Source organism: Serratia sp. L9 (assembly GCF_050632285.1).
In the GTDB taxonomy this organism is placed as follows: Bacteria; Pseudomonadota; Gammaproteobacteria; order Enterobacterales; family Enterobacteriaceae; genus Chania.
The window spans coordinates 3,214,040-3,237,554 of the sequence record NZ_CP192591.1; the positions used below are offsets into that span (position 1 = coordinate 3,214,040).

21 protein-coding genes, 1 tRNA gene and 1 pseudogene are annotated in these 23,515 nt (G+C 52.6%); 15 read left to right on the plus strand and 8 right to left on the minus strand.

Annotated features, from left to right (window positions below):
- Nucleotides 1–11: 11 nt before the first annotated feature.
- The 5 genes from ACQ86O_RS15140 to ACQ86O_RS15160 all read left to right on the plus strand — a co-directional run bounded on the left by ACQ86O_RS15140 (nucleotide 12) and on the right by ACQ86O_RS15160 (nucleotide 3,743).
- Nucleotides 12–290: a FimD/PapC C-terminal domain-containing protein gene (locus tag ACQ86O_RS15140; protein WP_431225736.1), complete on the plus strand. Its 279-nt coding sequence runs from the start codon at nucleotides 12–14 to the stop codon at nucleotides 288–290.
- A 26-nt stretch (nucleotides 291–316) separates the two neighbouring features.
- The gene (locus ACQ86O_RS15145) at nucleotides 317–1,012 is read left to right on the plus strand and encodes a hypothetical protein (RefSeq protein ID WP_431221802.1); all 696 of its coding nucleotides are present in this window, start codon (nucleotides 317–319) and stop codon (nucleotides 1,010–1,012) included.
- A gap of 65 nt (nucleotides 1,013–1,077) precedes the next feature.
- Nucleotides 1,078–1,665 carry a fimbrial protein gene (locus ACQ86O_RS15150; RefSeq protein ID WP_431221803.1) on the plus strand — a complete coding sequence of 196 codons (588 nt, stop codon included), beginning with the start codon at nucleotides 1,078–1,080 and terminating at the stop codon, nucleotides 1,663–1,665.
- Nucleotides 1,665–2,411, plus strand: a complete 747-nt coding sequence (locus tag ACQ86O_RS15155) for a fimbrial biogenesis chaperone (protein WP_431221804.1) — start codon at nucleotides 1,665–1,667, stop codon at nucleotides 2,409–2,411. The genes ACQ86O_RS15150 and ACQ86O_RS15155 overlap by 1 nt, the downstream gene beginning before the upstream one ends.
- Before the next feature lie 102 nt (nucleotides 2,412–2,513).
- On the plus strand, nucleotides 2,514–3,743 hold the full coding sequence (locus ACQ86O_RS15160; RefSeq protein ID WP_431221805.1) for a Bcr/CflA family multidrug efflux MFS transporter: 1,230 nt from the start codon (nucleotides 2,514–2,516) through the stop codon (nucleotides 3,741–3,743).
- A gap of 150 nt (nucleotides 3,744–3,893) precedes the next feature.
- On the opposite strand, the gene ACQ86O_RS15165 is transcribed toward ACQ86O_RS15160, so the two are convergent.
- Together ACQ86O_RS15165 and ACQ86O_RS15170 are read right to left on the minus strand one after the other, a co-directional pair.
- Complete coding sequence (locus tag ACQ86O_RS15165; protein ID WP_431221806.1) at nucleotides 3,894–4,838, minus strand: p-hydroxyphenylacetate 3-hydroxylase reductase component; 945 nt, start codon at nucleotides 4,836–4,838, stop codon at nucleotides 3,894–3,896.
- A gap of 18 nt (nucleotides 4,839–4,856) precedes the next feature.
- A complete protein-coding gene (locus tag ACQ86O_RS15170) occupies nucleotides 4,857–5,861 on the minus strand; it encodes a p-hydroxyphenylacetate 3-hydroxylase oxygenase component (RefSeq protein ID WP_431225737.1) in 1,005 nt (334 codons plus the stop codon).
- A 499-nt stretch (nucleotides 5,862–6,360) separates the two neighbouring features.
- On the opposite strand from ACQ86O_RS15170, the gene glyA reads away from it, so the two are divergent.
- The 4 genes from glyA (at nucleotide 6,361) to ACQ86O_RS15190 (ending at nucleotide 10,200) form a co-directional block, all read left to right on the plus strand.
- Nucleotides 6,361–7,626, plus strand: a complete 1,266-nt coding sequence (gene glyA, locus ACQ86O_RS15175) for a serine hydroxymethyltransferase (protein ID WP_431221807.1) — start codon at nucleotides 6,361–6,363, stop codon at nucleotides 7,624–7,626.
- 115 nt (nucleotides 7,627–7,741) lie between these two features.
- Nucleotides 7,742–8,236 (plus strand): GntR family transcriptional regulator, encoded by a 495-nt coding sequence (locus ACQ86O_RS15180; protein WP_431221808.1) that lies wholly within the window; start codon nucleotides 7,742–7,744, stop codon nucleotides 8,234–8,236.
- Complete coding sequence (locus tag ACQ86O_RS15185) at nucleotides 8,230–9,240, plus strand: PLP-dependent aminotransferase family protein (protein ID WP_431221809.1); 1,011 nt, start codon at nucleotides 8,230–8,232, stop codon at nucleotides 9,238–9,240. Before ACQ86O_RS15180 ends, ACQ86O_RS15185 begins: the two co-directional genes overlap by 7 nt.
- A 99-nt stretch (nucleotides 9,241–9,339) precedes the next feature.
- Nucleotides 9,340–10,200 carry an aldo/keto reductase family oxidoreductase gene (locus ACQ86O_RS15190; protein ID WP_431221810.1) on the plus strand — a complete coding sequence of 287 codons (861 nt, stop codon included), beginning with the start codon at nucleotides 9,340–9,342 and terminating at the stop codon, nucleotides 10,198–10,200.
- Nucleotides 10,201–10,324: 124 nt separating this feature from the next.
- Here the strand turns inward: ACQ86O_RS15190 and ACQ86O_RS15195 are convergent, their stop codons facing one another.
- Nucleotides 10,325–11,524, minus strand: a complete 1,200-nt coding sequence (locus ACQ86O_RS15195; protein ID WP_431221811.1) for a CynX/NimT family MFS transporter — start codon at nucleotides 11,522–11,524, stop codon at nucleotides 10,325–10,327.
- A gap of 556 nt (nucleotides 11,525–12,080) precedes the next feature.
- Here ACQ86O_RS15195 and ACQ86O_RS15200 point away from each other — a divergent pair.
- From ACQ86O_RS15200 to ACQ86O_RS15215, 4 genes and pseudogenes are all read left to right on the plus strand, one after another.
- The gene (locus tag ACQ86O_RS15200) at nucleotides 12,081–13,106 is read left to right on the plus strand and encodes a hypothetical protein (RefSeq protein ID WP_431221812.1); all 1,026 of its coding nucleotides are present in this window, start codon (nucleotides 12,081–12,083) and stop codon (nucleotides 13,104–13,106) included.
- Complete coding sequence (locus tag ACQ86O_RS15205; protein ID WP_431221813.1) at nucleotides 13,103–14,491, plus strand: RHS repeat-associated core domain-containing protein; 1,389 nt, start codon at nucleotides 13,103–13,105, stop codon at nucleotides 14,489–14,491. Before ACQ86O_RS15200 ends, ACQ86O_RS15205 begins: the two co-directional genes overlap by 4 nt.
- Complete coding sequence (locus ACQ86O_RS15210; protein WP_431221814.1) at nucleotides 14,491–14,820, plus strand: barstar family protein; 330 nt, start codon at nucleotides 14,491–14,493, stop codon at nucleotides 14,818–14,820. Before ACQ86O_RS15205 ends, ACQ86O_RS15210 begins: the two co-directional genes overlap by 1 nt.
- 880 nt (nucleotides 14,821–15,700) lie before the next feature.
- Nucleotides 15,701–16,431 (plus strand): annotated as a pseudogene (locus tag ACQ86O_RS15215) (IS256 family transposase); the annotation flags it as partial.
- A 330-nt stretch (nucleotides 16,432–16,761) separates the two neighbouring features.
- Here the strand turns inward: ACQ86O_RS15215 and ACQ86O_RS15220 are convergent.
- From ACQ86O_RS15220 to ACQ86O_RS15230, 3 genes are all read right to left on the minus strand, one after another.
- On the minus strand, nucleotides 16,762–17,331 hold the full coding sequence (locus ACQ86O_RS15220) for a lysogenic protein (RefSeq protein WP_431221815.1): 570 nt from the start codon (nucleotides 17,329–17,331) through the stop codon (nucleotides 16,762–16,764).
- A 359-nt stretch (nucleotides 17,332–17,690) separates the two neighbouring features.
- Nucleotides 17,691–17,915 carry a LysR substrate-binding domain-containing protein gene (locus tag ACQ86O_RS15225; RefSeq protein WP_431221816.1) on the minus strand — a complete coding sequence of 75 codons (225 nt, stop codon included), beginning with the start codon at nucleotides 17,913–17,915 and terminating at the stop codon, nucleotides 17,691–17,693.
- Nucleotides 17,858–18,523, minus strand: a complete 666-nt coding sequence (locus ACQ86O_RS15230; RefSeq protein ID WP_431221817.1) for a LysR substrate-binding domain-containing protein — start codon at nucleotides 18,521–18,523, stop codon at nucleotides 17,858–17,860. The genes ACQ86O_RS15225 and ACQ86O_RS15230 overlap by 58 nt, the downstream gene beginning before the upstream one ends.
- 125 nt (nucleotides 18,524–18,648) lie before the next feature.
- Between ACQ86O_RS15230 and ACQ86O_RS15235 the strand changes: the two genes are divergently transcribed.
- Together ACQ86O_RS15235 and ACQ86O_RS15240 are read left to right on the plus strand one after the other, a co-directional pair.
- A complete protein-coding gene (locus ACQ86O_RS15235; RefSeq protein WP_431221818.1) occupies nucleotides 18,649–19,212 on the plus strand; it encodes a LysE family translocator in 564 nt (187 codons plus the stop codon).
- A gap of 172 nt (nucleotides 19,213–19,384) precedes the next feature.
- Nucleotides 19,385–20,095: a hypothetical protein gene (locus ACQ86O_RS15240; protein ID WP_431221819.1), complete on the plus strand. Its 711-nt coding sequence runs from the start codon at nucleotides 19,385–19,387 to the stop codon at nucleotides 20,093–20,095.
- 125 nt (nucleotides 20,096–20,220) lie between these two features.
- Here ACQ86O_RS15240 and ACQ86O_RS15245 read toward each other — a convergent pair.
- Nucleotides 20,221–20,296, minus strand: a tRNA-Asn gene (locus ACQ86O_RS15245).
- 112 nt (nucleotides 20,297–20,408) lie between these two features.
- Nucleotides 20,409–23,498, minus strand: a complete 3,090-nt coding sequence (locus tag ACQ86O_RS15250) for a beta-galactosidase (RefSeq protein WP_431221820.1) — start codon at nucleotides 23,496–23,498, stop codon at nucleotides 20,409–20,411.
- Between the last annotated feature and the right edge of the window lie 17 nt (nucleotides 23,499–23,515).

The following is a 23,515-nucleotide window of genomic DNA, read 5'->3' on the forward strand; positions in this document are numbered from 1 at the left end:
CCGCGGTGAAAGTGAGCTTCAAAACGCTGGAAGGCTATGCGTTATTGATCAAACTGACCGGTTCATCCGCTGGCAACCTGCCGCTGGGCAGCAACGTTTATGACAGCAAGAATACCGTTGTTGGCCTGGTCGGCCAGGGTAACCAAATTTATGCGCGCGCCTCAGGTAAGCAAGGGAAATTGCAGGTGAAATGGGGTGAGAGCGCCGGTGAACAATGTACCTTGAACTATGATTTACGGGGACAGGATATGAAACAGTCACTCTACCGTCTGGAGTTGCCATGCAAATGATCTGCAACTTAAAGCGAGGGTTCAACATGCGTAACCGGCTTACGGCGGCGTTAATGCTGCTGACCGGCATAACATTAGCGACCCCAGGCTGGGCGGCTTGCTACCGTATTACCGCGACTAACACCAACCCCAGCTCGAATTATTATACTGAGCCAGGTAAAGGGGTTGGAGCCAGTTGGAGTGGGGCTACCGATACTTCAGGATCTATCGGTACCTTACCCACGGTGGTCAACATTAATAACAGCACTTTCCAGCCGGATACCACGCTGTTGGCCAGCGGCACGGTCAGCATCTTGCAGGCAGGTGCGCAAACCTATAGCGCGGATCAAATCCTGTTCCGCTGCACGGCCAGTGAGGCTGGGAACCTGTATGAGTACTATGCCACCAACGGCGATGCAACTTATGCAGGCAATAAAGAGGTGGGTTCTGCTTACGGCCTGCCAGAGTCTTACCAAACCTACGCCGACGGGATGGCGCTGCGGGCAACCAATATGGTGACCGGGGAGTATTATTCCCGCTACTGGAAAGCCCGCCCTCTGACCAATCTGGAAACCGACTCCTTGGGGTGGATCCTGGTTAAGGCCAAGGATTTCAGTGACACCAAAGTGGAGTTATTCCGCTTGAGTGCTTCATCTGGCTCGATGAAAGGCTCAGGCATTTATCCCCAGTCACAGCCAGCCACATATATTGCCTTCAAGGGGGCTCATTATCCTCTGGCTTGAGCGTGGGAGCGGATTCTGCTACGCAGTACAGCGGTTGGTATAATGCTTGGCCGGGGGCGGTTAACTTGTATAACCGCCTGTATATTCGCCGCTCGGCTACCTGTTCGGTCAATAACGTGACGCCAACGGTGCGCTTCCCCATTATTACCGTTGCGGAGCTGCAAGCCGGGGTTTCACGCCAGATGCCGATTACTATCCAATTCAATTGCCAGACTGGCACTCCGGCTAATACCGGGGTAACCGCGCTGGCCAGTGGCGTTGGCGCCAATCAGACCGCAATGGGGATTCTGGTTAACCCGGCCAATGCGGCGGCGGCGGTGTCTGCCGGGTTTGGCACGACCGGTTCGGGAGTCAGTTACCTGCTTTCGGACGGTTACGGTACCGATCCGACGATCGCTACCGGTGTGGGGATCCAGATTTCGCGGACTAACGGTACGGTAATGAACCTGCTCAGTACGCTAAGTGGTTCAGTGTTGGGGGGCAATGCGGCAGGTTGGTATCCGGTGCTGGATGATGCAAGCCCAGGCACGGTGGTCAATGGAATGACCAGCTATACCAAAACCCTTAACGCTACGCTGAAGGCTTTACCGGGTAAAACGGTGACAGCGGGCAAAGTCAGCGCTACGGCGCAGGTGATTATTCAGGTGCAATAATGCGAAAAATCATGGGGTGGTCCGTTGCGGCCTGGCTGCTGTTGTGCGGTTCAGGGCATGCCGGAGTGATTGTCGAATCGTCACGAGTGGTCTTTTCGGCTGCCGATCGTGAGCGATCGCTGCTGATGTCGAACGGTAACAGCTATCCGGTGATTGTGCAGACCTGGATTGATGATGGTGCCCCCGAGGGAACGCCGGAAACGGCCGGGGAGGTTCCGGTATTGCCGCTGCCGGGGATATTCCGGCTGGAGCCTGGTGAACAGAAAAACCTGCGCCTGCTGGCGACCCAGATACCACAGCCGAAAGATCGTGAATCATTGTACTGGCTGAATATTTATGAGATCCCGCCCACCGATGCCAATTTGCCGCCGGGCGTTTCGGCGGTCAAAGTGGCGGTTCGCCTGCAATTGAAAATGTTTTATCGGCCCCAGAACCTGAAGCCGGCAGTTGACAAACTGGTTGAGCATCAGCAATTCAGCCTGATCCGCCAACCGGGTACGTTGAAGCTGAAAGTTGACAACGCTTCCCCTTATTACGCTACCTACAGCGCAGCCAGGCTAACCGGTGGCGGAAAATCAAAGGCGCTGACTGTCGGTATGCTGGCGCCTTTCAGCCAGAGAACATTGGATATTGGTGGTGATGCCACCTGGCAACCAGACAGCATCAGTTACGTCCTGATTAATGATGATGGCAACGGTGTTGAAGGCAAAAAAGTCTTAAGCTCAATTAATTCTCTATTGCTTTGAGGGGACCGCTTGATTTAAGCGTTTTTATTGGCTGATGATATTTGTTAATATGTTAACGATAATGATTTCAGACTGACGCCGATAATCTTTAGGAACCCATCTATGCCGTCTGCTTTTACTCAGCGGCCACCGCGCTGGTTGATCCCGTTGCTGGGATCGTTGGTGGCTTTTGGCCCGCTGTCGATCGATATGTACTTGCCTGCTTTACCCGCGATGGGGCAACAGCTCCAGGCGACGCAAGGGCAGATGCAACATACCTTGGGGGCATTCTTCGCCGGTTTCTGTATCGGGATGCTGCTGTATGGGCCGCTTAGTGATTGGCTGGGGCGGCGCAAGCTGCTGTTGAGCGGCATGTTGCTGTTTGTGGTGGCCAGCGTGCTGTGCACGCAAGTGACGCAAATTGAGCAACTGGTGGCCTTAAGGGCGCTGCAGGCATTTGGCAGTGGCGCGGCGGTGGTGATGGCGCGGGCTATTGCCAGGGATGTCTACCCTTCAGACGAGTTACCCCGAGTCCTGTCGTTAATGACGCTGGTGACCATGGTGGCACCGCTGTTGGCCCCGTTGTTGGGGGGCGTATTGCTGACGGTATTCGACTGGCAGGCGATTTTTATGTTGCTGGCGGTGGTTGGCTGTATCAGTGGATTACTGGTGTTTTGGGTATTGCCAGAAACCTTAACGGCTCGGCCAGAGCATTCCGGCAACATCCTCAAGGCGTTTCACAGTTACTGCGTGTTGGTGAGAGATCGGCAGGCGATGGGGATTATCGCCACCCTGGCGTTTTCCTTCGCGGGTATGTTTGCTTTTATCAGCGGTTCACCTTTCGTCTATATCAGCTACTTCCAGATCCCCGCACAGTATTATGGCCTGCTGTTTGGTTGCAATGTCATCGGCATGATCGCGGTGCTGTTGCTTAACGTCCGGATGCTGAAAGTCTACAGCTTGCCCAGATTATTGATGATTCAGAGCAGTGCCCAGGTGCTGTTTGGCGTGCTGTTGTTGGTTTTCCATCAGCAGAGCTTGTCTGTGCTGGTGCTGCTGATCGTGCTGTTTATATCTTTGGTGAATGCCATTGGCACCAACAGCCTGTCATTGCTGCTGCAACAGCGTGGCCAGCAGGCCGGAAGCGCCAGCGCACTGGCGATCTCGTTGCAGTTTGGTATGGGTGCGCTGGCAAGCCTGGCGGTTTCCTGGCTGCAGGATGACACCCCGTTTGCCATGACATTGGTGATGGCGGTTTGCGCGGCACTGGGTTGGCTAGGGCAGCGGATGTCGGTGGCGCGCATCCCTTCGCAATTGCATAAGCTGGGGTCTGAAGAGCACAACAAAGAGTAGGGCAATACGCCCATGCTTGAGCGTGATGCCTAATAGTGACGCGGACAGTTTCGTTCCTTCGGGGAGCGGGCTAGGGCTAGGGTGAGGGGAATACCACCGTGGTTAACCTCCCTCACCCGGCCCTGGGGGCTAGCTATCAGCCATTTGTTCTTAATGACCGCTAGCGATAATACCGCGCAACAGCTTTTGCAAAATTTGCACCTCCTCTGCCGGGAAGGCAGCCAACACCTGTTCCTGCTGTTTGGCGGCAATATCTCTTAACACATTGGCCTGGCGTTCACCGGCGGCCGTCAGGTGGTGGCCATCATCGGTATTTGATATGAAACCTTTACGGCACAATGCCTCCTGCGCCGCTTCAATCTCCCTGACGGGCATAGCCATTTCGGCCAGCAGGCAGGCCTGGTCAATACAGGCATCGCTATCTAACACCAGTAACATTCTAGCCTCACTGACCCGCAACCCGGTGGAGAGTTGCTTGGGCTGGTAGCTGCTTTGATAGCTACGCAGCGCCTGAGTCAGCAGGTAGTAGATATTATGGTTGAGGCGCTCTTGCCTGGCGCTGATCACAGGACTTTGTACCACCCGTTCCGACGTTTGCGGATAAGGCAGCACCATAGAATAGGCCCCCTGGTGATAGACCAGCGGAGCACGGCCAAGATCGTCAAACGCCACAACTTTACCGATCATGATCCAGTGGTCACCGCCATCAACCTGCTGGTATTTCTCGCACTGAAAACGTGCAGCACAGTCGGCCAGCAGAGGGGCGCCACCCGCACCGATATCAACCTCAATCCCGGCAAATTTATCCTCACTGGGGCGGGCAAATCGATTGGACACATCTATCTGATCGGCGGCCAGGACATTAATCGCAAAGTGGCTGGCTTGCTCAAAGACTGAATAACTGCCGGAGCGTTTATCAATGCTCCACAATATCAACGGTGGATCCAGCGACACCGAGTTAAAGCTGTTAGCGGTCACCCCGACCCTGGCTCCCTCTGTGGTTGCTGCGGTAACTACCGTTACACCGGTAGCAAAGTTACCCAGCGCACGCCGGAACGCGCGGGGATCCAGGGCATTGTCTGTATGATGCGTCATTAAATATTCTCCTGCTGGTTACACCATGGTCGGATCGGGTTCTAACCCCATCAACTCACGCCCAAGGATCTGCGCGCAGACATCGTAATCGGTATAAGCATGTGCTCCGGTCATGTGAGAGTCGCGGAACAGGCGTTGTATTTCATTGTTTTCCATCCAACTGGTGGCCCCGGCGGCGGCAAACAGGCGGTCCACCGCTGCGATACACATTTTCACCGCATAAGCCTGATTGGTACGCCAGTAGGTTAACGTCTCGTGGGACGGATATTGGTGGCGTCGGCCATGCTCGGCATGTTCTTCCCAGGTTTTTTCCAAAAAGGCCCGGGCAGCCGCGACCTGATGAGTGGATTCTGCCAGGCGCATCAGCGCCGGGGTTGCGGTACCCACGCTGGCCCCGGTATAGGCGCGGACACGGTTTTTGGTTTTTTCTTTAAATGCCACCAACATCCGCTCTGCTACCCCCAGGCTGATAGAGGCAAAGCCACAGGCAAAATAAGGGCGGTAAGGGGTGTAATAAATATCGCTGTCCGGGTAGAGATCATAACCAGAAGAACGCCCCTGCATCATGTCCTGAGCGGCTTCAATGCGGTGGTTGGGAATAAAGGCCTGGTTGATGATCAGCGTCTTGGAGCCGCTGCCGCGCATGCCAACGGCATACCAATCATCACGTATTTCATAATCGCTGCGTGGGATCACGCCAAAGCTGTAGATGGGTTCACCAGCGGCGTTGTTGCGGCGAAAACCGACAATCGCCCATTCAGCGTGATCGCAACCGCTGCTCCAACCCATTTCGCCGCTCAGGTAAACGCCACCTTCGGCCTCTTCAATCCGGCCAAATGGGGCAATACTGCTGCTGGCGGTTGCGTCCGGGTTTTCACCCCAGATCTCCTGTTGCAACTTGGCGGAGAACATCGCCAATTGGTGGCTGTGGGTACAAAGCAGGCTGAAAGCCCAGGAAGTCCCGCCACAGGCACCGGCCAGGGCAGCCACACAGTCGGTGAATTCCGGTAACGAGATTTCCAGACCGCCGAATTTTTCGGTTGGAAAACCCGGTGCATACCGATGCCTTTCAACAAGCGGATATTTTCGTCTGGTACTTTTCTCTCTTTTTCTGCTTCTGCGGCATTAGCGGCGATAAGTGGCAGAATAGGCAGTAACTTTTCCAACATCGGGTTATTGGTTTTCATCATTGAGCTCCCTTGGAGATGGTGGCTTTACGGCAATTAATCCTTTATCAACCGCCCTGCAATGAGTTCAGGAAGCGGAGTCAGGTATTAAGTCCCATAGGATGGTTGCTCAACAAGTATGCGTGAAGGTTATTTTAATGGAATGTAACATTCAGGTAAAAAATTGTACTTTTCATGTTAAAACGCGAGAGTGTGATCTGAGAGCAGGTATTCACAGGGCAAGGAGGAGCCGTGTCGTGGATTTAAAGTGGTCTGCTGATATCGTGAAAAGTGTCAGGATAAAACAGTCCATAGTTGCGGTATAAAAGGGCCTTTTCAAACTTGAGGATCCCAACATGTACCTATCATCTGTGACCTTGAAGGAATTTGACGCCGAGCTCGCCGCGGCGATCGATAACGAAGCACGCCGCCAGGAAGACCACGTCGAACTTATTGCTTCTGAAAACTATGCCAGCCCGACGGTGATGGCAATTCAGAACTCGGTTTTCACCAACAAATATGCCGAAGGCTACCCAGGCAAACGCTATTACAGCGGCTGCGAATATGTTGATGTGGCCGAGCGCCTGGCCATCGAGCGGGTAAAAGCGCTGTTTGACTGCGACTATGCCAACGTTCAGCCCCATGCCGGAGCCCAGGCCAACGCCGCCGTTTTCTTGGCACTGACCAACCCCGGTGACACGGTGATGGGGATGAACCTGGCGCAGGGAGGGCACCTGACCCACGGTAACCCGTCCAACTTTTCTGGGCGGCTCTACAAGATTGTGCCCTACGGCCTTGATCCGCAGACCGGGCTGATTGACTACGAAGAGATGGAGCGCATTGCGCTGGAGACTCGGCCCAAACTGCTTATTGGCGGCTTCTCTGCCTATTCCCGTCATAAAGATTGGGCCCGTATGCGCGCCATTGCCGATAAGGTTGGCGCCATCTTCTGGGTGGATATGGCCCACGTGGCTGGCCTGGTGGCGGCAGGCGAATATCCCAACCCGCTGCCTTATGCCCATGTTGTTACCAGTACCACCCACAAAACCCTGCGTGGCCCGCGTGGCGGCATCATCCTCTCCCAGGGGCAGAGTGAGGAATTCAATAAAAAGCTCGATTCTGCCGTGTTCCCTGGCGTGCAGGGCGGGCCGTTGATGCACATCATTGCGGCCAAGGCCGTGGCCTTTAAAGAAGCGCTATCACCGGAATTCCGCGTTTATCAGCAGCGGGTTGTTGCTAACGCCCGAGCCATGGCGGCGGTGCTGCAAAAGCGGGGTTACCAGGTGGTTTCTGGGGGAACAGACAACCATATGATGCTGATTGACCTGTCGGATAAACCCTACACCGGCAAAGATGCCGATGCGGCCCTGAGCCGGGCTTATATCACCACCAACAAAAATTCGGTGCCTAATGACCCTCGCTCACCCTTTGTCACTTCTGGCGTGCGGATTGGCACCCCGGCGGTTACCACTCGGGGATTTGGCATTACGGAATGTGAGCTACTGGCCGGTTGGCTCTGTGATGTGTTGGATGCATTAGCCTCCGGCGGTGACGAGCAAATAACGCATCAGGTGCAGGAGCAAGTGGTGGCGTTGTGCCGCCGATATCCGGTGTACGGCTGATAGCCATTATAGTGATGATAACTTGATACAGTTCCCGCGCCTTCGGGGGACAAAGTGCCTGTTTTCATTTTTAACCCCTCCTATAATGGCGGCAACTTTATCTTGTTAAGGCAAAATGATGTCTAAATCCTTCGAGCTTGAGACGCTAAGAATACGGCTTAATGACGCCGATTTTCAGTGCCTGGATCTGCACCAGCGCATTCAGCGTGCCTTACGCGCTCTGATCCTCGAAGGAGTATTGGCTTCAAATGTCAAACTACCGGCGACCCGTTCATTGGCGACATCACTCGCCGTTGCCCGCGATACCGTTGAGAACGCCTATGGGCAACTGCACCGCGACGGTTTTATCGTCAGGCGCAAAGGATCTGGGAGTTATGTCTCGGAGAGGGTAGGTTCTGAGTTAAGAGGAGCCGCCCGCCGACGGGTAAAGCTGCAGGATGACAAACGTAAAGCCAGGGAACCTGGGGCGAGCCTGAGCCAGCGTGGCAGAGCTATCTTTGCCAGTAATGGGGTAGCCGATCAGCAGGAGATCCGGGCGTTTGCTACCGGGCTGCCGGAAACCCGTAACTTCCCCTCGATGTCTGGGAGCGCCTGCAACGCCAGGTGTTGAAAGAACATCGCACCAATGTGCTGCTGCATGGCGATCCTCAAGGGGCGGAACCCTTGCGAAAGGCGATCGCGGCCTATCTGAATCTGGAGCGCGGGGCCAAGGTTTACCCTGAGCAGATCCTGGTGCTGAGCAGTACCAGGCAATCTTTATTTCTGTGCGCACAACTGCTGGTGGACGCGGGCAAACCGATCCTGCTGGAGAACCCAGGTTATTTCGGTGCCAGAAAGGCCTTTGAATCAGCAGAGGCCAGGATTGTACCGATTGATGTCGACGAGCAAGGTATCCGCATGGCGCTTCTGCGGGCCGATCGCAGCGGTGCCAATTGCCTCTACGTAACACCTTCTCACCAATATCCCACCGGGGCGACCTTACCGCTGGAGCGCAGGCTGGAGTTGATTAACTGGGCTGCTGAAAACGGCAAATGGATTATCGAAGATGATTATGACAGCGAGTTTCACTACGAAGGGCTGCCAACGGCCTGTGTGCAGGGTTTGGATAAATATCAACGAACCCTCTATCTGGGCACCTTCAGCAAAACGCTGTATCCAGGCCTGCGGATCGGCTACATGGCGTTACCACATGAACTGGTCAAGGCATTCACCTATGCACGCAGTATCATGGATGGCCACACACCGCAGATCCTGCAGCTAACCTTGGCGCGTTTTATGGAAGATGGGCATTACAACTCGCATGTTCGGGCGATGCGCAAGCTGTATGCCGGGCGCAGGGCGGTGTTGCTGCGAGCCCTCGGCCAGCATCTGGGGGATGTTGTTACCGCGTTGCGGCCAGAAGGCGGGCTACAGATCCCTTGTTTGCTGGCCGAGGGATGGTCGGAAGAGAAAACGATCCGCCAGGCAGAAGCCGCGGGCGTGCAGTTAGCCGGGCTTAGCCGGTTATATGCCGGGGAGCAAAAGCGAGCCGGTTGGATATTGGGCTACGCGTCCCTGACAGATTATGAAATCGAAACGGCGGTGCAGCGCCTCGCCAGCGTGCTAAAACGCTGACAACGTTGCGGCTTGTCAGGTGACGAGCATAAGGAATATGCTGGGCCTTTGAGAGCCGATCCTATTGAACAGACAATGCATTATAAGAGGAGTTTGAATATGTCCAGTCTTCACTCGTCAGGAACGTTTGCACTCGGTACGCATACCGTCAAACGCCTCGGTTACGGTGCCATGCAGCTTGCAGGTCCTGGGGTTTTCGGCCCGCCTAAAGATCCGCAAACGGCCATTGCGGTGCTGCGTGAAGCTGTTGCGTGTGGGGTCAACCACATTGATACCAGCGATTTTTATGGCCCGCACCACACCAACCAGATTATCTGCCAGGCGCTGCATCCTTATGCTGACGATCTGGTTATTGTCACCAAGATCGGCGCACGGCGCGGCGAAAACGGGGAGTGGATCCCGGCTTTCTCAGCGCAAGAGTTGACCCAGGCTGTTCACGACAACCTTCGCAACCTGGGGCTGGATGTGCTTGATGTGGTCAATTTGCGCTGCATGTTTGATCCCCATCACCCGGCAGAAGGTTCGATCGAAGAACCGCTCAACGTTCTGGCAGAACTGCAGCAACAGGGGCTGGTGCGCCATATCGGCTTGAGTCATGTGACATCCAGACAGGTCGCGCAAGGGCGCGGGATTTGTGACATTGTCTGCGTGCAGAACAATTATAACCTGGTGCACCGACACGACGACGCCTTGGTTGATGAGCTGGCCGCAGAGGGCATTGCCTATGTGCCGTTCTTCCCGCTGGGTGGTTTTACGCCGTTGCAGTCTTCAACGCTATCAGAGGTGGCGCAGCAACTGGGGGTAACACCGATGCAACTGGCGCTCGCGTGGTTACTGCACCGTTCGCCCAATATTCTGCTGATCCCGGGTACTTCGTCTTTGGCACACCTGAAAGAGAACCTTGCTGTCGCCGACCTTAAGCTTTCTGATGATGTGCTTGCCAGGTTGAATGCTATCTGATTGGTGGGGGTGAGGTGCAAAATGGGCAAAGAAAAGGTCATCGATGCGGTTCCCGTGGTTGGCTATTTTATATTTGCCCATGTTGCTATCTAAAGTAACGCTTGCCGGGATAGGTGCAAAATCCTTAAACGGACGATCGCCGTAGCATCAAGGTGAACACAATCCCCATCGCTCCCCACGCCCCCGTTAATAGCCACACATTTTGCCAGCCATGAGTATAGTCAACCCACCCTGCGACCATAATCGGTCCAAAGAACTGGCCCGCACTAATCCATTGCTGTAACCAACCCACCACCGGTGCGGTGTCATAGGCTGATGCGGGGATTTTTACCGCCAGGTTAAATAAGGTCGCAGGTGCCAGGCCTCCCGCAGCAGAAAAGAGTGATATCGCCAGAAGTTGAATGCTGAGGGTAGCGTCGAGGGCAAAAGCGATATAGGCGGTAACGATCATGGTGGCAAAAGCGATGAACAGTAGCCGGTGAGGGGCTATGCCCCGTTGCAATAGTTTTCCGGCCAGTAGATTACCAATGATATTTACGCCGGCAGCTAGTGCAGTGCAAAAGCCCATCAACACTCCAGAGATCCCCGCTTGCTGGTAAATGAGGGGAAGGAAACTGATGATCGCAACCCACTGGCTGGTGTACATGGAGAAAGTCAGTGCCAATAGCCAGCAGATTTTAACGCTGAGCACCCCTTTTAGACGTTGCCATATTCGGCTCAATGTTAACCCGTCTGTTTCAGCGCAAGGATGTACAAAGGTGATATGCCGATGAACCAGCGTGGCGAAAACAAGCGACAAGATGCCACAAGCAATCCACAGGATGTTCCAGTTGGTTACCATTAACATGACTGCCCCAACAAAGAGGGCAAGCATCGTCGCTGTGGGGATATAAGCGCTCCATAACGACATAAAGAAGTGGATTTTTTCCTTGGGGGCTACCTCGCGCATCACTCCTGGGGCGGCCATTGTCACCAGCAATAATGCCATCCCTTCCACAATGCGCAGCAGTAACAGCGCAGTAGCATGCTGGCAAAATGCGCCGACAAAGGAAGTGGCGGATAGAATATATAATCCGGTTAAAATGCTGCGTTTCAGGCCAAAGCGTGGGATTAATAGCCCCAGAGGCATCCCCAACAGCATTCCCGCTAATTGGAAAACAGAAATCATCCAACCGGCCTGCATAATTGTCAGCGAAAGGGTGTTCTGCAACTGAGGCAACGCGGGGACAAGTTTCCAGAGGTGTAATGCAGCACTGACCCCCGCGCCGAATACCAGCGTACTCTGCCAGGTCGAAGACGTGACTGACGCTTTATGCCCGCGCATAACCCTGCCTCAAGCCAATGATGGAGAAGAAATCTTGTTGTCGGCTACGTAAGATGTCGGCGCAGACAAATCGCACCATAGGCAAAGGTATTATCTGCAGGAGCTTAGTTAAAGGCATATCTAGATGATTTCTGTTTAACACCGCCACACGGCCCGGTTTGGAATGGGGAAGGGGGAACAGAATGCAAAGGTCATGTTGTCGCATAGGGATTTCCTTATCGGCGCTCTTGGACAGTGGCCCCAAAAATATCCTGATGGCAGTTTGCTTTCGTTAATATGTAAACGATTTGCTTTTGTATGTCATTAAACAAACGGAGATACCAGTCACAAAAACAATCATTAGCTTGTTAATAAGATTTTTTGTGATTTGCGACAATATCGAGATGAGTGATGTTTTTAACTAAAAAGATCGAATTTAAGAGGGTATTTCACTGTTTTAACATTAACAGGTTTTAGAGATGTCCTGAATGACCGAACCACTACAGATCGGCAGACCTTTGTATTCTGGCCGGATGGCACCTCGGGGAGCACCGCGTGGGATGAACAGGGCCGGGTTGTGCAGGAAACAGACCGGCTGTTGCAATCAACGCACTATCACTATCCACACACCCATACGCTGCTACCAGACCTCGTCGCTGATGCGCGGGGTGGCGAGAGCCAGTTAAGCTGGAATAGCCAGGGACTGCTGACAGGTTATATCGATTGCTCCGGCCAACCCACGGCCTGGCGCTATGATTCGTTGGGGCAGATGGTCTCCCGCCGTGATGCATTGCAACAGGAAACCCGCTACCAGTATAACGATGCAGGGCAACTGATCCTGCTGACCCTGCCAGACGGTTCAACGGAACAGTTTGACTGGTCTGACGCCGGGTTACTGCTCAGTCATCAGCAAGGGAACAATCTACCCCGCCATTGGCAGTATAACGCACGTGGGCAAACCCTGAGCGCGACAGACCGGCTGAACCGGGTTATCCGTTATGACTATGATGTAGAAGGCCACCTGCTCAGCCTGGATAATGCCAACGGTGGCGAGTATCGCTTTATCAGGGATGCGGAAGGTCGTTTACAGGAAGAGCAGCGCCCGGACGATACCCGCTACGGTTACCGTTTTAATGCCGATGGGCAGGTTGCAGAGGTCGTGCAGCGCGGTACTACAGACGCCGAAGGACACTGCCCAGAGAAAGTCAGTCAACTGACCTACGATGCGGTAGGCCAGGTGATTGCACGTCAGACGCAGACTGAATGGGTAACGTACCGGTGGGATACGATGGGCAGTTTACTCAGCGCCAGCCGTACACCGACGGAACAGGGGCAGAAGCTGGGTATCCAGCCCAATACCGTGAGCTTTGAACGGGATGCGTTGGGTCGGGTGACTCGAGAGCATAACGGTGTGGAAGCACTGAGCTACCAGTATGATGCGTTGGGCAACCTGACCACACTCGGCCTGCCGAACGATGACCTGTTCCAGTGGCTGCATTACGGTTCTGGGCACGTCACTGCTATCCGTTTCAATGACCAGATAATCAGCGAGTTTGAGCGCGATGCACTGCACCGTGAGACCAGCCGTACCCAGGGGCTTTGACGCAGTACCGGCGATATGACCGCCTGGGGCGTCGCCAGTGGCAGAGCAGTATCAACCATCGCCTCACCGACGCACTCACATCCCCAGAGCAAGGGGTTCTGTGGCGAGCCTACCATTACGATGATTTGCATGAACTGGCTGCTGTGGAGGACAGTAATCGGGGCATGCTGAGTTATGGTTATGATGTTGAAGGTCGGCTGCGCAACGTCTATTCGACACATGGCGATCAGACTTCTGTGCATTATGATCAGGCTGATAATGCCTTGATACTGCCATTACAGACGCCGGAAAGTTCACCGTATGTCCGTGGTTGCCAGCCTTACAGTGATAACCGATTGACTCGCTGGGAGGAATGGCAGTACCAGTATGATGCCTTCGGTAATATGTCGGTCAGGCAGAAAGGTCCCGGCAGCCAGCACTATCGCTATGACGCGGATAACCGCTTGGTGAGGGCGAAAGGTGACGGGCCAAAGGGACTGTTTGAAGCGCAGTACCCACTGGGCCGCCGGTCAAGCAAGGTGGTCACCCTCCGTCAAGAACGGCGTGAGACCCATTTCTTGTGGCAAGGATTGCGGTTGCTGCAAAGTCGTACTGACGATCACCAGCAAACCTACTGTTATGACCCGAACGAAGCCTACACACCGCTGGCCTGCATTGAACGGCATTACAGTGGGGACAAGCTTTACTGGTATCACACCGACCTGAACGGTTCGCCGCAAGAAGTAACCGATGCGCAGGGGGATATGTTATGGTCGGGCCAGTATGGGGTGTTTGGTCAGGTGACACGCCAGACCGATGCGATGTGGCGCAATTTCAGCCAGCCGCTGGGGCGATTCCGCCAACCACTGCGTTATGCCGGGCAATATCTGGATGAAGAGACCGGGCTGCACTACAATACCTACCGGTATTATGCGCCAGAGGTTGGGCGGTTTATCACACCGGATCCGATCGGGCTAATGGGAGGGCTAAATTTATATGCTTATGCACCGAATCCCCTTATATGGGTCGATCCATTGGGTCTTAAATGTACCCATTCAGCAAGTAATCCGAAGCAGGCTCACTCGGCTATTAAAGATAAATGGGGTCATCCAATGTCGAAAAGAGACATGCGTGAACTTCAAAATACTGTTGATAGGATTAAATCAAATAATCCCCATTACTCAAATGATGGGACAACCTTTGGTAATACACACTCTATAGGCAATCCGAATAGTCAACGGCTTGATACAGGAAGTGGCCCATATAAAGAATGGACTGTTAAGACACCGGATCTTGGCGGTAATGGAGCGAGGCGTGTAGTTGTCGACACCAAGACAGGAAAAGCCTATTACAGTCATGATCATTATGATTCATTTATAGAGATAAATCTTGGAGGGTGGAAGTAATGAAGATAGGAAATAAAGTTAAAATAAATTTTTCCAAAATAAAAACATTAGATGATTTTTACACTGAGCTTTCAAATATATTTGGATTTCCTGGTTTTTTTGGTAGGAATATTAATGCTCTGATTGATTGTTTATTCAGCTTGCGCTATCCGCAAGATGAAATGACAAAAATACATGTAGCTGATTCAGAGTGTTTATTGATAGAGTTATGTAATTTCTCTTTGGCAACTAGCGAAATAAAAGAAACGCTAATAGTTACTATTGAAAACGTAAGCTTAAAATGTAAAGAAAAAGGTCAGGAACCTTCGATTATTTTATTATTGAAGTGATTTGAAAAAAGCTGGAAGGATCAGGGTGAACTCGCACCGAATCCTCTCATATGGATAGACCCGCTGGGGCTGGCTGCGTGCCCTAAAAAAGTCGAAGCATTAAGAACGGGGGTAAGAATACTACTGTTGAAATTAGAATCAAGACAGAAGCTGACGAATTGCTTCATGCAACATTCCATAATTATCATAAAGTTAGAGGCGTTGGGCCACAGGATGCCGTTGGTGTGAGAAAGAAAACAAAAATGGACCACTTCAAAGAAGGGGGCATACCATAAAGATTACGCTATCGATCCTGCAACAGGTCGAGTAAGGGGGCACGCTCCGACAGATGATCACGGAAACTTCCCGCATATAAATATAAAGCGTGAAGATGGGATTAAAGTAGTAATTAACATAGTAGGTGGAAAATGAATTTAAATGCTAACTTGATTGACATAATAGAACGAGGTACTCAAGTCGGAGTGCGTTATTCTTTTTTAGTCGATAACGAAGTTTGTTGGTCCTCTGTTGGACTGCAAAAATGGGAGGGGATGTATAAAGTTTTTATTGATGAAATATTAGAGTAAAAAATGCTTGCGGAAGAATATTTAAGGGAAGATATAGTGTCATTTGATGCTGTTGAGAATGCTCTTGAGTTTATTAAGGATAATACTAAAATAGAAATAAATGACTTGATTCCTTGTAAGGGGCAGAGAATATTTAACCCGAAATTTAGTTAATAAAAAAATGGGAGGACTCTATTTGATGCCTCCCGGTAGTTTATTCGATGCAAATGATATAACTTAATACTCATCGGTATGCATGGCTCGAAGCCCTATCCTTATAGTAAGAATTGCTACTGCTGCAATGCCGAGACAATCTATAGCTATGACCGAGGTTTTATCCCATTGTTTATCTTGACTGTATCGTGGTGAAGGTTCGTCAAGCTGGCAGCGTGATTAACAAAGCCGTATTCCTCGCTCTGGGCATTAATACTGAAGGCCAGAAAGAGCTCCTGGGCATGTGGCTTGCCGAAAATGAAGGGGCGAAGTTCTGGCTCAATGTGCTGACAGAGCTTAAAAACCGGGGGCTTCAGGATATCCTGATTGCCTGCGTGGACGGACTGAAGGGCTTCCCGGATGCGATAAACAGCGTTTATCCCCAGACACATATCCAGCTGTGTATTATCCATAGGGTGCGCAACAGCCTGAAATACGTGTCGTGGAGAGACTATAAAGCAGTCACCAGTGGGTTGAAAACGGTGTATCAGGCTTCGACGGAAGAAGCCGCGCTGATGGCACTGGATACGTTCGCGGGAGCCTGGGACGATAAATATCCGCAAATCAGCAAAAGCCGGCGTGCACACTGGGAAAATCTCAATACGTTCTTCGGCTATCCACCTGATATCCGCAAGGCGATCTACACGACGAATGCCATCGAGTCGCTGAACAGCGTTATCCGTGCAGCGATCAAAAAGCGAAAGGTGTTCCCGACAGATGACTCGGTGCGAAAAGTTATTTATCTGGCGATCAAGGATGCTTCAAAAAATGGAGTATGCCGATCCAGAACTGGCGGCTGGCGATGAGTCGTTTTATTATTGAGTTCGGTGATCGCCTGAGCGATCACCTTTAACGAGTGGGCAGTTACACAGAATTATTTACAGGGTCTGACAACGCTCATTGCCAGGAGCGGACGTCTCTACCACCAACGAGAATAGCCCCGAATTTCATTGAGGGCTTATTTTTAGTGAGTTAAAATGCTCACACGTTCTTTAGCAATCTCTTTCTATGTAATTCCTCCTTCAATGTCAGGAGTTATCTTTGTATTTTAGAACGTTTATTGTTATTGATTCTGACTTCATTGGGATCAAGATAATCTAGTAAATCAATGAGTGCATGTTGCAATTTCTGTAATCGACCACGATAGCCACGTATGTTTGTCGTCATTTTAATAACTTCTTTTTTAGTTCTTCAAATAAAAACTCGTTGCAGAATGCGTCTTTTTTAAAAATTCACCGTATCCTATACAGTTGTATCCCTTATCCGTTTTAGTTAACATCTGCTCACCAATAGCTCTTTGTTCTCCTGCAAAGAACATAAAATGAGGCCCAAGACTATCTGTTTGTATCAATGAATATATTTTACTCTGCAACTCGGATAACTTACGAGTCTTTAAATCATTTTCAAGATTAAGAAACTGAACGTCAATACGAGCTGCTTCGGTCCATGCAAAAAATTGAGCCACAAGAAAAATAGTATTGTCTATAACATATTTTCGATTTCGGTCATTTCCATTATGATAATACCTCTCAATGAACCCGCCTTCTAATATGTTATAAATTCGGCTTTGCAAGTCAGCGGCCGACCTAATCAATGGCTCAAGGTAATATTGATGTTTCTTCTTTGTTTCCAAAGTATTATTTATTTTATTGACTCTATTCTGATTGTATGTGGTAATTCCAACGGAAATCACAACGGAAGCTATAGCAAAAACACCACCAAGGATACTCGAAATTAATGTCACATTCATCATAACCTCTTTTGATGATTTAATTTTTTCGCTTCAAATTTATTCCTTCTAAGTTAGTCTTTAAATACCCATCTCGTCAAGGAGAACATCTTGATAAACCTAAAGATAACTCATTTTTATATGAACTATGTGGTGGTGTCGATAACTGTAATAAACACACTTATATAGTTACTTTTTTATCAAAACACGCAGTGTTTTCTCTTGCTCGATCCTAACAATCAACATAGGAAGTACACTGAATAAATGACTCATTGCAGTTACTCGGCCGCAGAAAATGTTTCAGTTAAGCTCGCTCCTCACCCATAGCAGACCCGACTCCTGATTGTTAAGCGCCAGCAGCGGAGCGTTACTTCAGGGGGAATTTATTCTTCCAGCATGCGCATTTCTTCAGAGAGCCACTCCCTTAGCGCCCGAACTTTAGGTGTATCCTGAGAGCCAGTACGGTAAACCAAATCGTATCCTCGCTCAGCCTTCAGTTTGTACTGCGGGAATGGGACAACCAGCCTGCCAGCCGCTATATCATCGGCAATCAGAACGCTGCGTCCCAGCGCCACGCCTTCGCCACGGATAGCTGCTTCAGCCACCATGCTGCCATGGCTCCATAATGGCCCCTGATAGCAGCGGATGTTTTTTCTCCAGTCATTGCAAACCAGGCCTCCCAGTTTGCTAGCATTCTGTCTTCATGAAGAAGAACGCAACCCGAAAGTTCCTTAATGTCAGTCAAGCCATTATGTGCGCAAAGGTAGCCTGTACTGCAGACTGGGGTGACGGTTTCTTCGAGGATACGTTCAGCTGAAGCATTCCGGTAGTGGCCATTACCGTAGCGAATGGCCGCATCGACCTGTCCGTTATTGAGATCGGCATGAATGTCAGTGACATCCAGATGAACGTCAAATTCCGGATAGCGCAACTTTAACCGGCTAAGGCGGGGCGCCAGCCACTTACTGGCAAATGATACGCCAGTGCTTATCCGCAGACTCATGGCTGGATTTCTGCCTCGCAGCCGCTCGGATTCACCCGTCAGTTCTCCCAGAATGCGGGTAACGGCATGGTGAAATTCTGCCCCTTCCTCCGTCAGGATAATCTGCCGGGTCAGTCTGAGAAAAAGTCGGATTCCCAGATGCTCTTCGAGCATCCGGATTTGCCGGCTTATCGCGCCGTGTGTGACATGCAGTTCGGCTGCCGCCAGCGTCATGCTGGAGAGTCTGCCTGCTGCTTCAAAAGCACGCAGGGTCTGCAGGGGAGGTAGTCGGTCGAATATCATACGTGTGAGAATAATTCACGTATGTTGTGAAAACAAATGATTTGTCAGCGCTGTGTATGGAAATCACTATCGATGCAAATAACCTTTCCACAGTCATTGAGGGATACCTGATGCTGTTCAATACCTGGCTTTTGTTTCTCATCACCTCTGCTGGCATATCATTTGTTCCAGGGCCAAACAGTCTTCTGGTTCTGACACACGGCGCGATGCACGGCACCCGCAAGACTTTGGTGACCATCACTGGCGGCCTGATAGGGTTTGTGCTTCTAATTGGGTTGTGTATGTTTGGCATTGGCGCACTTTTGCAGGCCTCCGAGAAATGGCTCATTGTGCTGCGTATCGTCGGCGGTCTTTACCTTGTATTTCTGGGTTATAAGCTATGGCGTTCACCGCCAATCACTAACGAGGCAGGGTCGCATGCCATTGTGGCAAATCTACAGCAGATGTTCAGGCAGGGCTTTTTTCTGCAGCCACCAACCCGAAGGCGTTACTTTTTTCTCGGCGGTTATTCCTCAGTTCATCGCGCCAGATCGAAGCTTGCTGATCCAGTTCGCTGCAGTTGCGCTGACATATGCTTTTACCGAGTTCTGTGCCGAGTATGTCTGTGCGACTGCCGCTAACAGAATCCGTCCGTGGCTCGCGCGTACCGGTCGACGCTTTAATCGTGTCTGCGGTGGCGTGTTCATGGCGGTGGGTGCTGCGATGCAGATCAGGGGATAACATGGCGCTGCTCCTGGTTAAGCTGGTCTTCGCCCCTGTTCTGATGCTGTTCTCGACGCTTGCCAGCAGAAAGTGGGGCGAGTCAGTGGGTGGGTTACTTGTCGGTCTGCCGTTGACGTCAGGGCCGATCTCCTTTTTCTGGCACTTGAGCATGGCAAAGATTTTGCGGCCAGTGCCACCACCGGTTCCCTGGCAGCGACGGTTGCTCAGGCTTGCTTTGCTGTCGCCTACTGCCGGTTTGCCCGCCGGGGCTGGTTGCCCGCGCTGCTCGCTGCGACGGCAACATTTGCGATAGCGGCTGCCCTGCTTCAACTGAGCGGGATAAAGCAGACAGGGTTGTTCCTGCTGACACTGCCGGTGATGGCGGCAGCGCTAAGGCTGATACCGCGTCAGTTGGTATTGAAATCCACCCTGGCGTATCCGCACTGGGATATGCCGCTCAGAATACTGATCATCGTCCTGGTGGTGATGGGGGTGACTGTGGCAGCGCCTTTTCTTGGGGCCGGCGTCAGCGGTGTGATCGCCTCTTTTCCGCTTATGGCGGTCATTCTGGCCGTGTTTTCGCACGTGATGGCAGGTTTTGAGGCGGCTCAGCGCGTGATGCGTGGGCTGGTTGGCGGGCTGCTGGGTTTTGCCATCTTCTTCTGGGTGCTGAATCTGATGCTGCTCTCGTTCAGTCTAGCCGCAGCTTATGCTTGCGCTATTATCGCTGCTTTGAGTGTGCAATTTCTGCTTCTTCAACGAATGCGGCGGCAGAGTGTGATGGTGCATAAATATCATTGAACAGTCTTCCTGTGCCGGTTATTCGGTCCGGCGCACCCAGTAAAGACTGAGTAAGAACGTTTTGGTAGCGGATAACCCAAAACAAAAAGCCCGCTTAAGTTTCCTTAAGCGGGCTTCTCTGAATTTGGCTCCTCTGACTGGACTCGAACCAGTGACATACGGATTAACAGTCCGCCGTTCTACCGACTGAACTACAGAGGAATCGTGTGAACGGGCAGAATCATAACGGGGTGCCGGGGGAAGTCAAAGGAGGATTACGCATTCTGTGACTGTTTGCTTACAGAATGCGCAACCCGTTGAGGTTTTGGCAGATTTAGCTCGCCGAACCACGTTTTAAACTCAGTTGATACTGATACTGCCCGGCAGTCAGCAAGAAGTCTTGATTCACGCTTGGGCTCCAGGAGTCGTCACCGCCTACACCCATGTGTTGGGCATCCAGGTTCAGCCAGGTGCCTGGCTCTTCCTCCAGCAAATGCTCATGGCTGCAATGCATTAACTGCTGCATGCCATAACGGCTTAAGGAAAAGTGGAAGCGTCCCGCCACTTGCAGGTCGCCATAACTCAGCCGCTGGGTATCGCAACGCAGCCCGTTTTCCCCGGGGAAGATATACGGCGTATGCAATTGCTCAAGCGGTTTGGTCCACAACCCATGTTGGGCGGAAAGTTTGCGGTCCGGGTAGTTCTCGTGTGGGCCAAGCCCCAGCCATTGTGCCTGCGCGTGGACATCCGCCAGTTGGCAGCTCAGGCCGATACGGGCAGGCGGCGGCAGGGCGTCGGCAACCGTAACGTTAACCTCAATATGAACGCTGCCGTGGTCATCAAACAGCCACTGTTTGCGGCTGCGCAGCAGCGTTTGCTGCTGATAACTGAACGTATGCTCGGTCACTACCCGCACGCCATCGCTCTGCGTATCGGCGTAGATTTGTGTGCAGTGATCTTCCAGTTGATACATACCTGCCAGCTTCCAGCGCTCGACCCAGGCGTTAGGATCGATGCGCTCCACCTCGCTGATGCCAATATCGTTATCCAGCGGAGCACGGGCGAAATTATCGCGTAGCGGTGCCAGCAAGGTCGGCGTTTCATCCTGCCACCACTGGCTCAGCCAACCGCTGGAGCGTTCGAACTGCCAGCGCTGGTTACCGTGGGTGATCTCAATTTGTTGCTCATCCTGCGTTAACGCTGGGGATAATCCGTGGCGAGCTGAAGGCATCACGTGCAGCGAGCGGGGTAAACGCCATTGATCCCACGCGCAACGGTGCTTTGCCTCCGACCAATCGGTAGCCTGTGGTTGCACGATTTCCACGTTCAGCCATAGCTCGCCCGGGCGATGCAGCACCGGTAACTTGTCCAGCAGGATCACGGTGACGCTGCCCTGCGGCGGCAGGTTGAGCGCCAGACTGCCGCTGGCACGTTCTACACCGTCCAGTTCCAGCCGCCAGTTAAGCTGCTCATTATCGGTGGTGCGGAACAGATACTCGCTGGTGATGGTTAGCGCCAGTTGTTGGGCATCAAAGCTGAGCTGGAAAAACTGCTGCGCCCGCTGGGCTTCGAATAGTGCAGGGTGGGGAGTGCGATCGGGGAACACCAACCCGTTCAGGCAGAATTGGCGATCGTTAGGCGTATCGCCAAAATCCCCACCGTAGGCCCAATAAGGTTGCCCCTTTTCATCAAGGCGGGTCAGCGCCTGATCGACCCAATCCCAAACAAAGCCCCCTTGCAGGCACGGATGCTTGCGGAAAGCCTGCCAATAGCGGTCGAACCCGCCAAAGCTGTTGCCCATGGCGTGGGCATATTCACACAGGATCAGCGGCCTGGTTTCATCCGGCATGCCGATCCACTTTTTGATCGACCATTTCGGCACCGCCGGGAAAGGCTGATCCTGATCGACGCGGGCATACATCGGGCACAGAATATCCGTAGCCGCCGAGTTGGCTCCGCCGCCTTCATACTGCACCGGGCGGGTGGGATCCTGGCTTTTCACCCAGCGATACAGCGCGTCATGGTTGCTGCCGTGGCCAGATTCATTCCCCAACGACCAGATAATAATGCAGGCATGGTTGCGATCGCGCTGCACCATGCGGGTGACGCGTTCGCTCATGGCGGGCAACCATGCCGGGTCGTTCGCAAGCCGGTTCATCGGCTGCATACCGTGGGTTTCAATATTGGCTTCGTCTACCACATACAGGCCGAAGCGATCGCACAGTTTGTACCACAGCGGGTGGTTTGGGTAATGGGAGCAGCGGACCGCGTTGAAGTTATGCTGTTTCATCAGCAAGATATCTTGCCGCAGGGTGGCTTCATCCATCACCTGGCCGTGCTCGGGGTGGTGCTCATGGCGGTTGGCTCCGCGGATCAGCAAAGGTTGGCCGTTGAGCTTCAGCAACCCGTTGCTGATTTCCACCTGGCGGAAACCGACGTCATAGGCTTCGGCTTCCACCAGTTCCCCGTTGAGGGAAAGTAGCTGCACCAGCGCACGATACAGCTCCGGCGTTTCGGCACTCCACAGCGCCGGTTGTTCAACCGGCAAACGCAGCGTGGTGCGATCGTCATAAGCGCCGCGCTCATCGATGATCTCACTGCCGAAGGCCTGAGTCTGCTCGGCAATCAGCGTATCCTGCCGCCACAGTTGCACCTGCACCCGATGCTGTTGCGGTTGATTGGTCTGCACTTCCACCACCAGTTCGCCACGGCGGAAACTGTCGCGTAATGGGGTGGTGATATGGATATCGCTCAGGTGGCTGGTTGGCTTATGCAGCAGGCTGACGTCGCGGAAAATACCGCTCATCCGCCACATGTCCTGATCTTCCAGATAGCTGCCGTCGCACCAGCGCAAGACCATCACCGCCAGCCGGTTTTCCCCGGGCTGCAACACCGCGCTCAGGTCAAACTCCGCAGGCAGGCGGCTGTCTTGCGAATAGCCGACCCAGTGACCGTTGCACCACAGATAAAATGCCGAGTTGACGCCATCAAAAATAATCCGGGTTTGCCCGCTCTCCAGCCAGGTGGCGTCGAGGTTAAAGCTGCGGGAATAGCAGCCGGTCGGGTTATCTTCCGGCACCTGCGGTGGGTTTACCGGGATCGGGTATTTGACGTTGGTGTAGATGGGGGCGTCATAGCCCGCCAACTGCCAGTTGGCGGGGACGGCAAGCTGGTCGCCATCGGGTAAATCCTGTTCCAGCCAGCTTTCGGGTACCGCTTGTGGGCGGGTGAAATAGCTGAAGTGCCATAAGCCATTAAGCGATTGTTGGCTCGGGCTGGCGGCGTCAGCCAGGGCTGCCTTGGCATCACGCCAACTGGCAAACGAAGGATGTGCGGGCAGGCGCTGGTAATGGGTGCAGGCAGGATTTTGCCAGTCGCGGCGGGCGAGAACTTCCGCCAGTGTGAAACGTGGGCTAACGTGCATGGTCGGCGTTTCCTGGG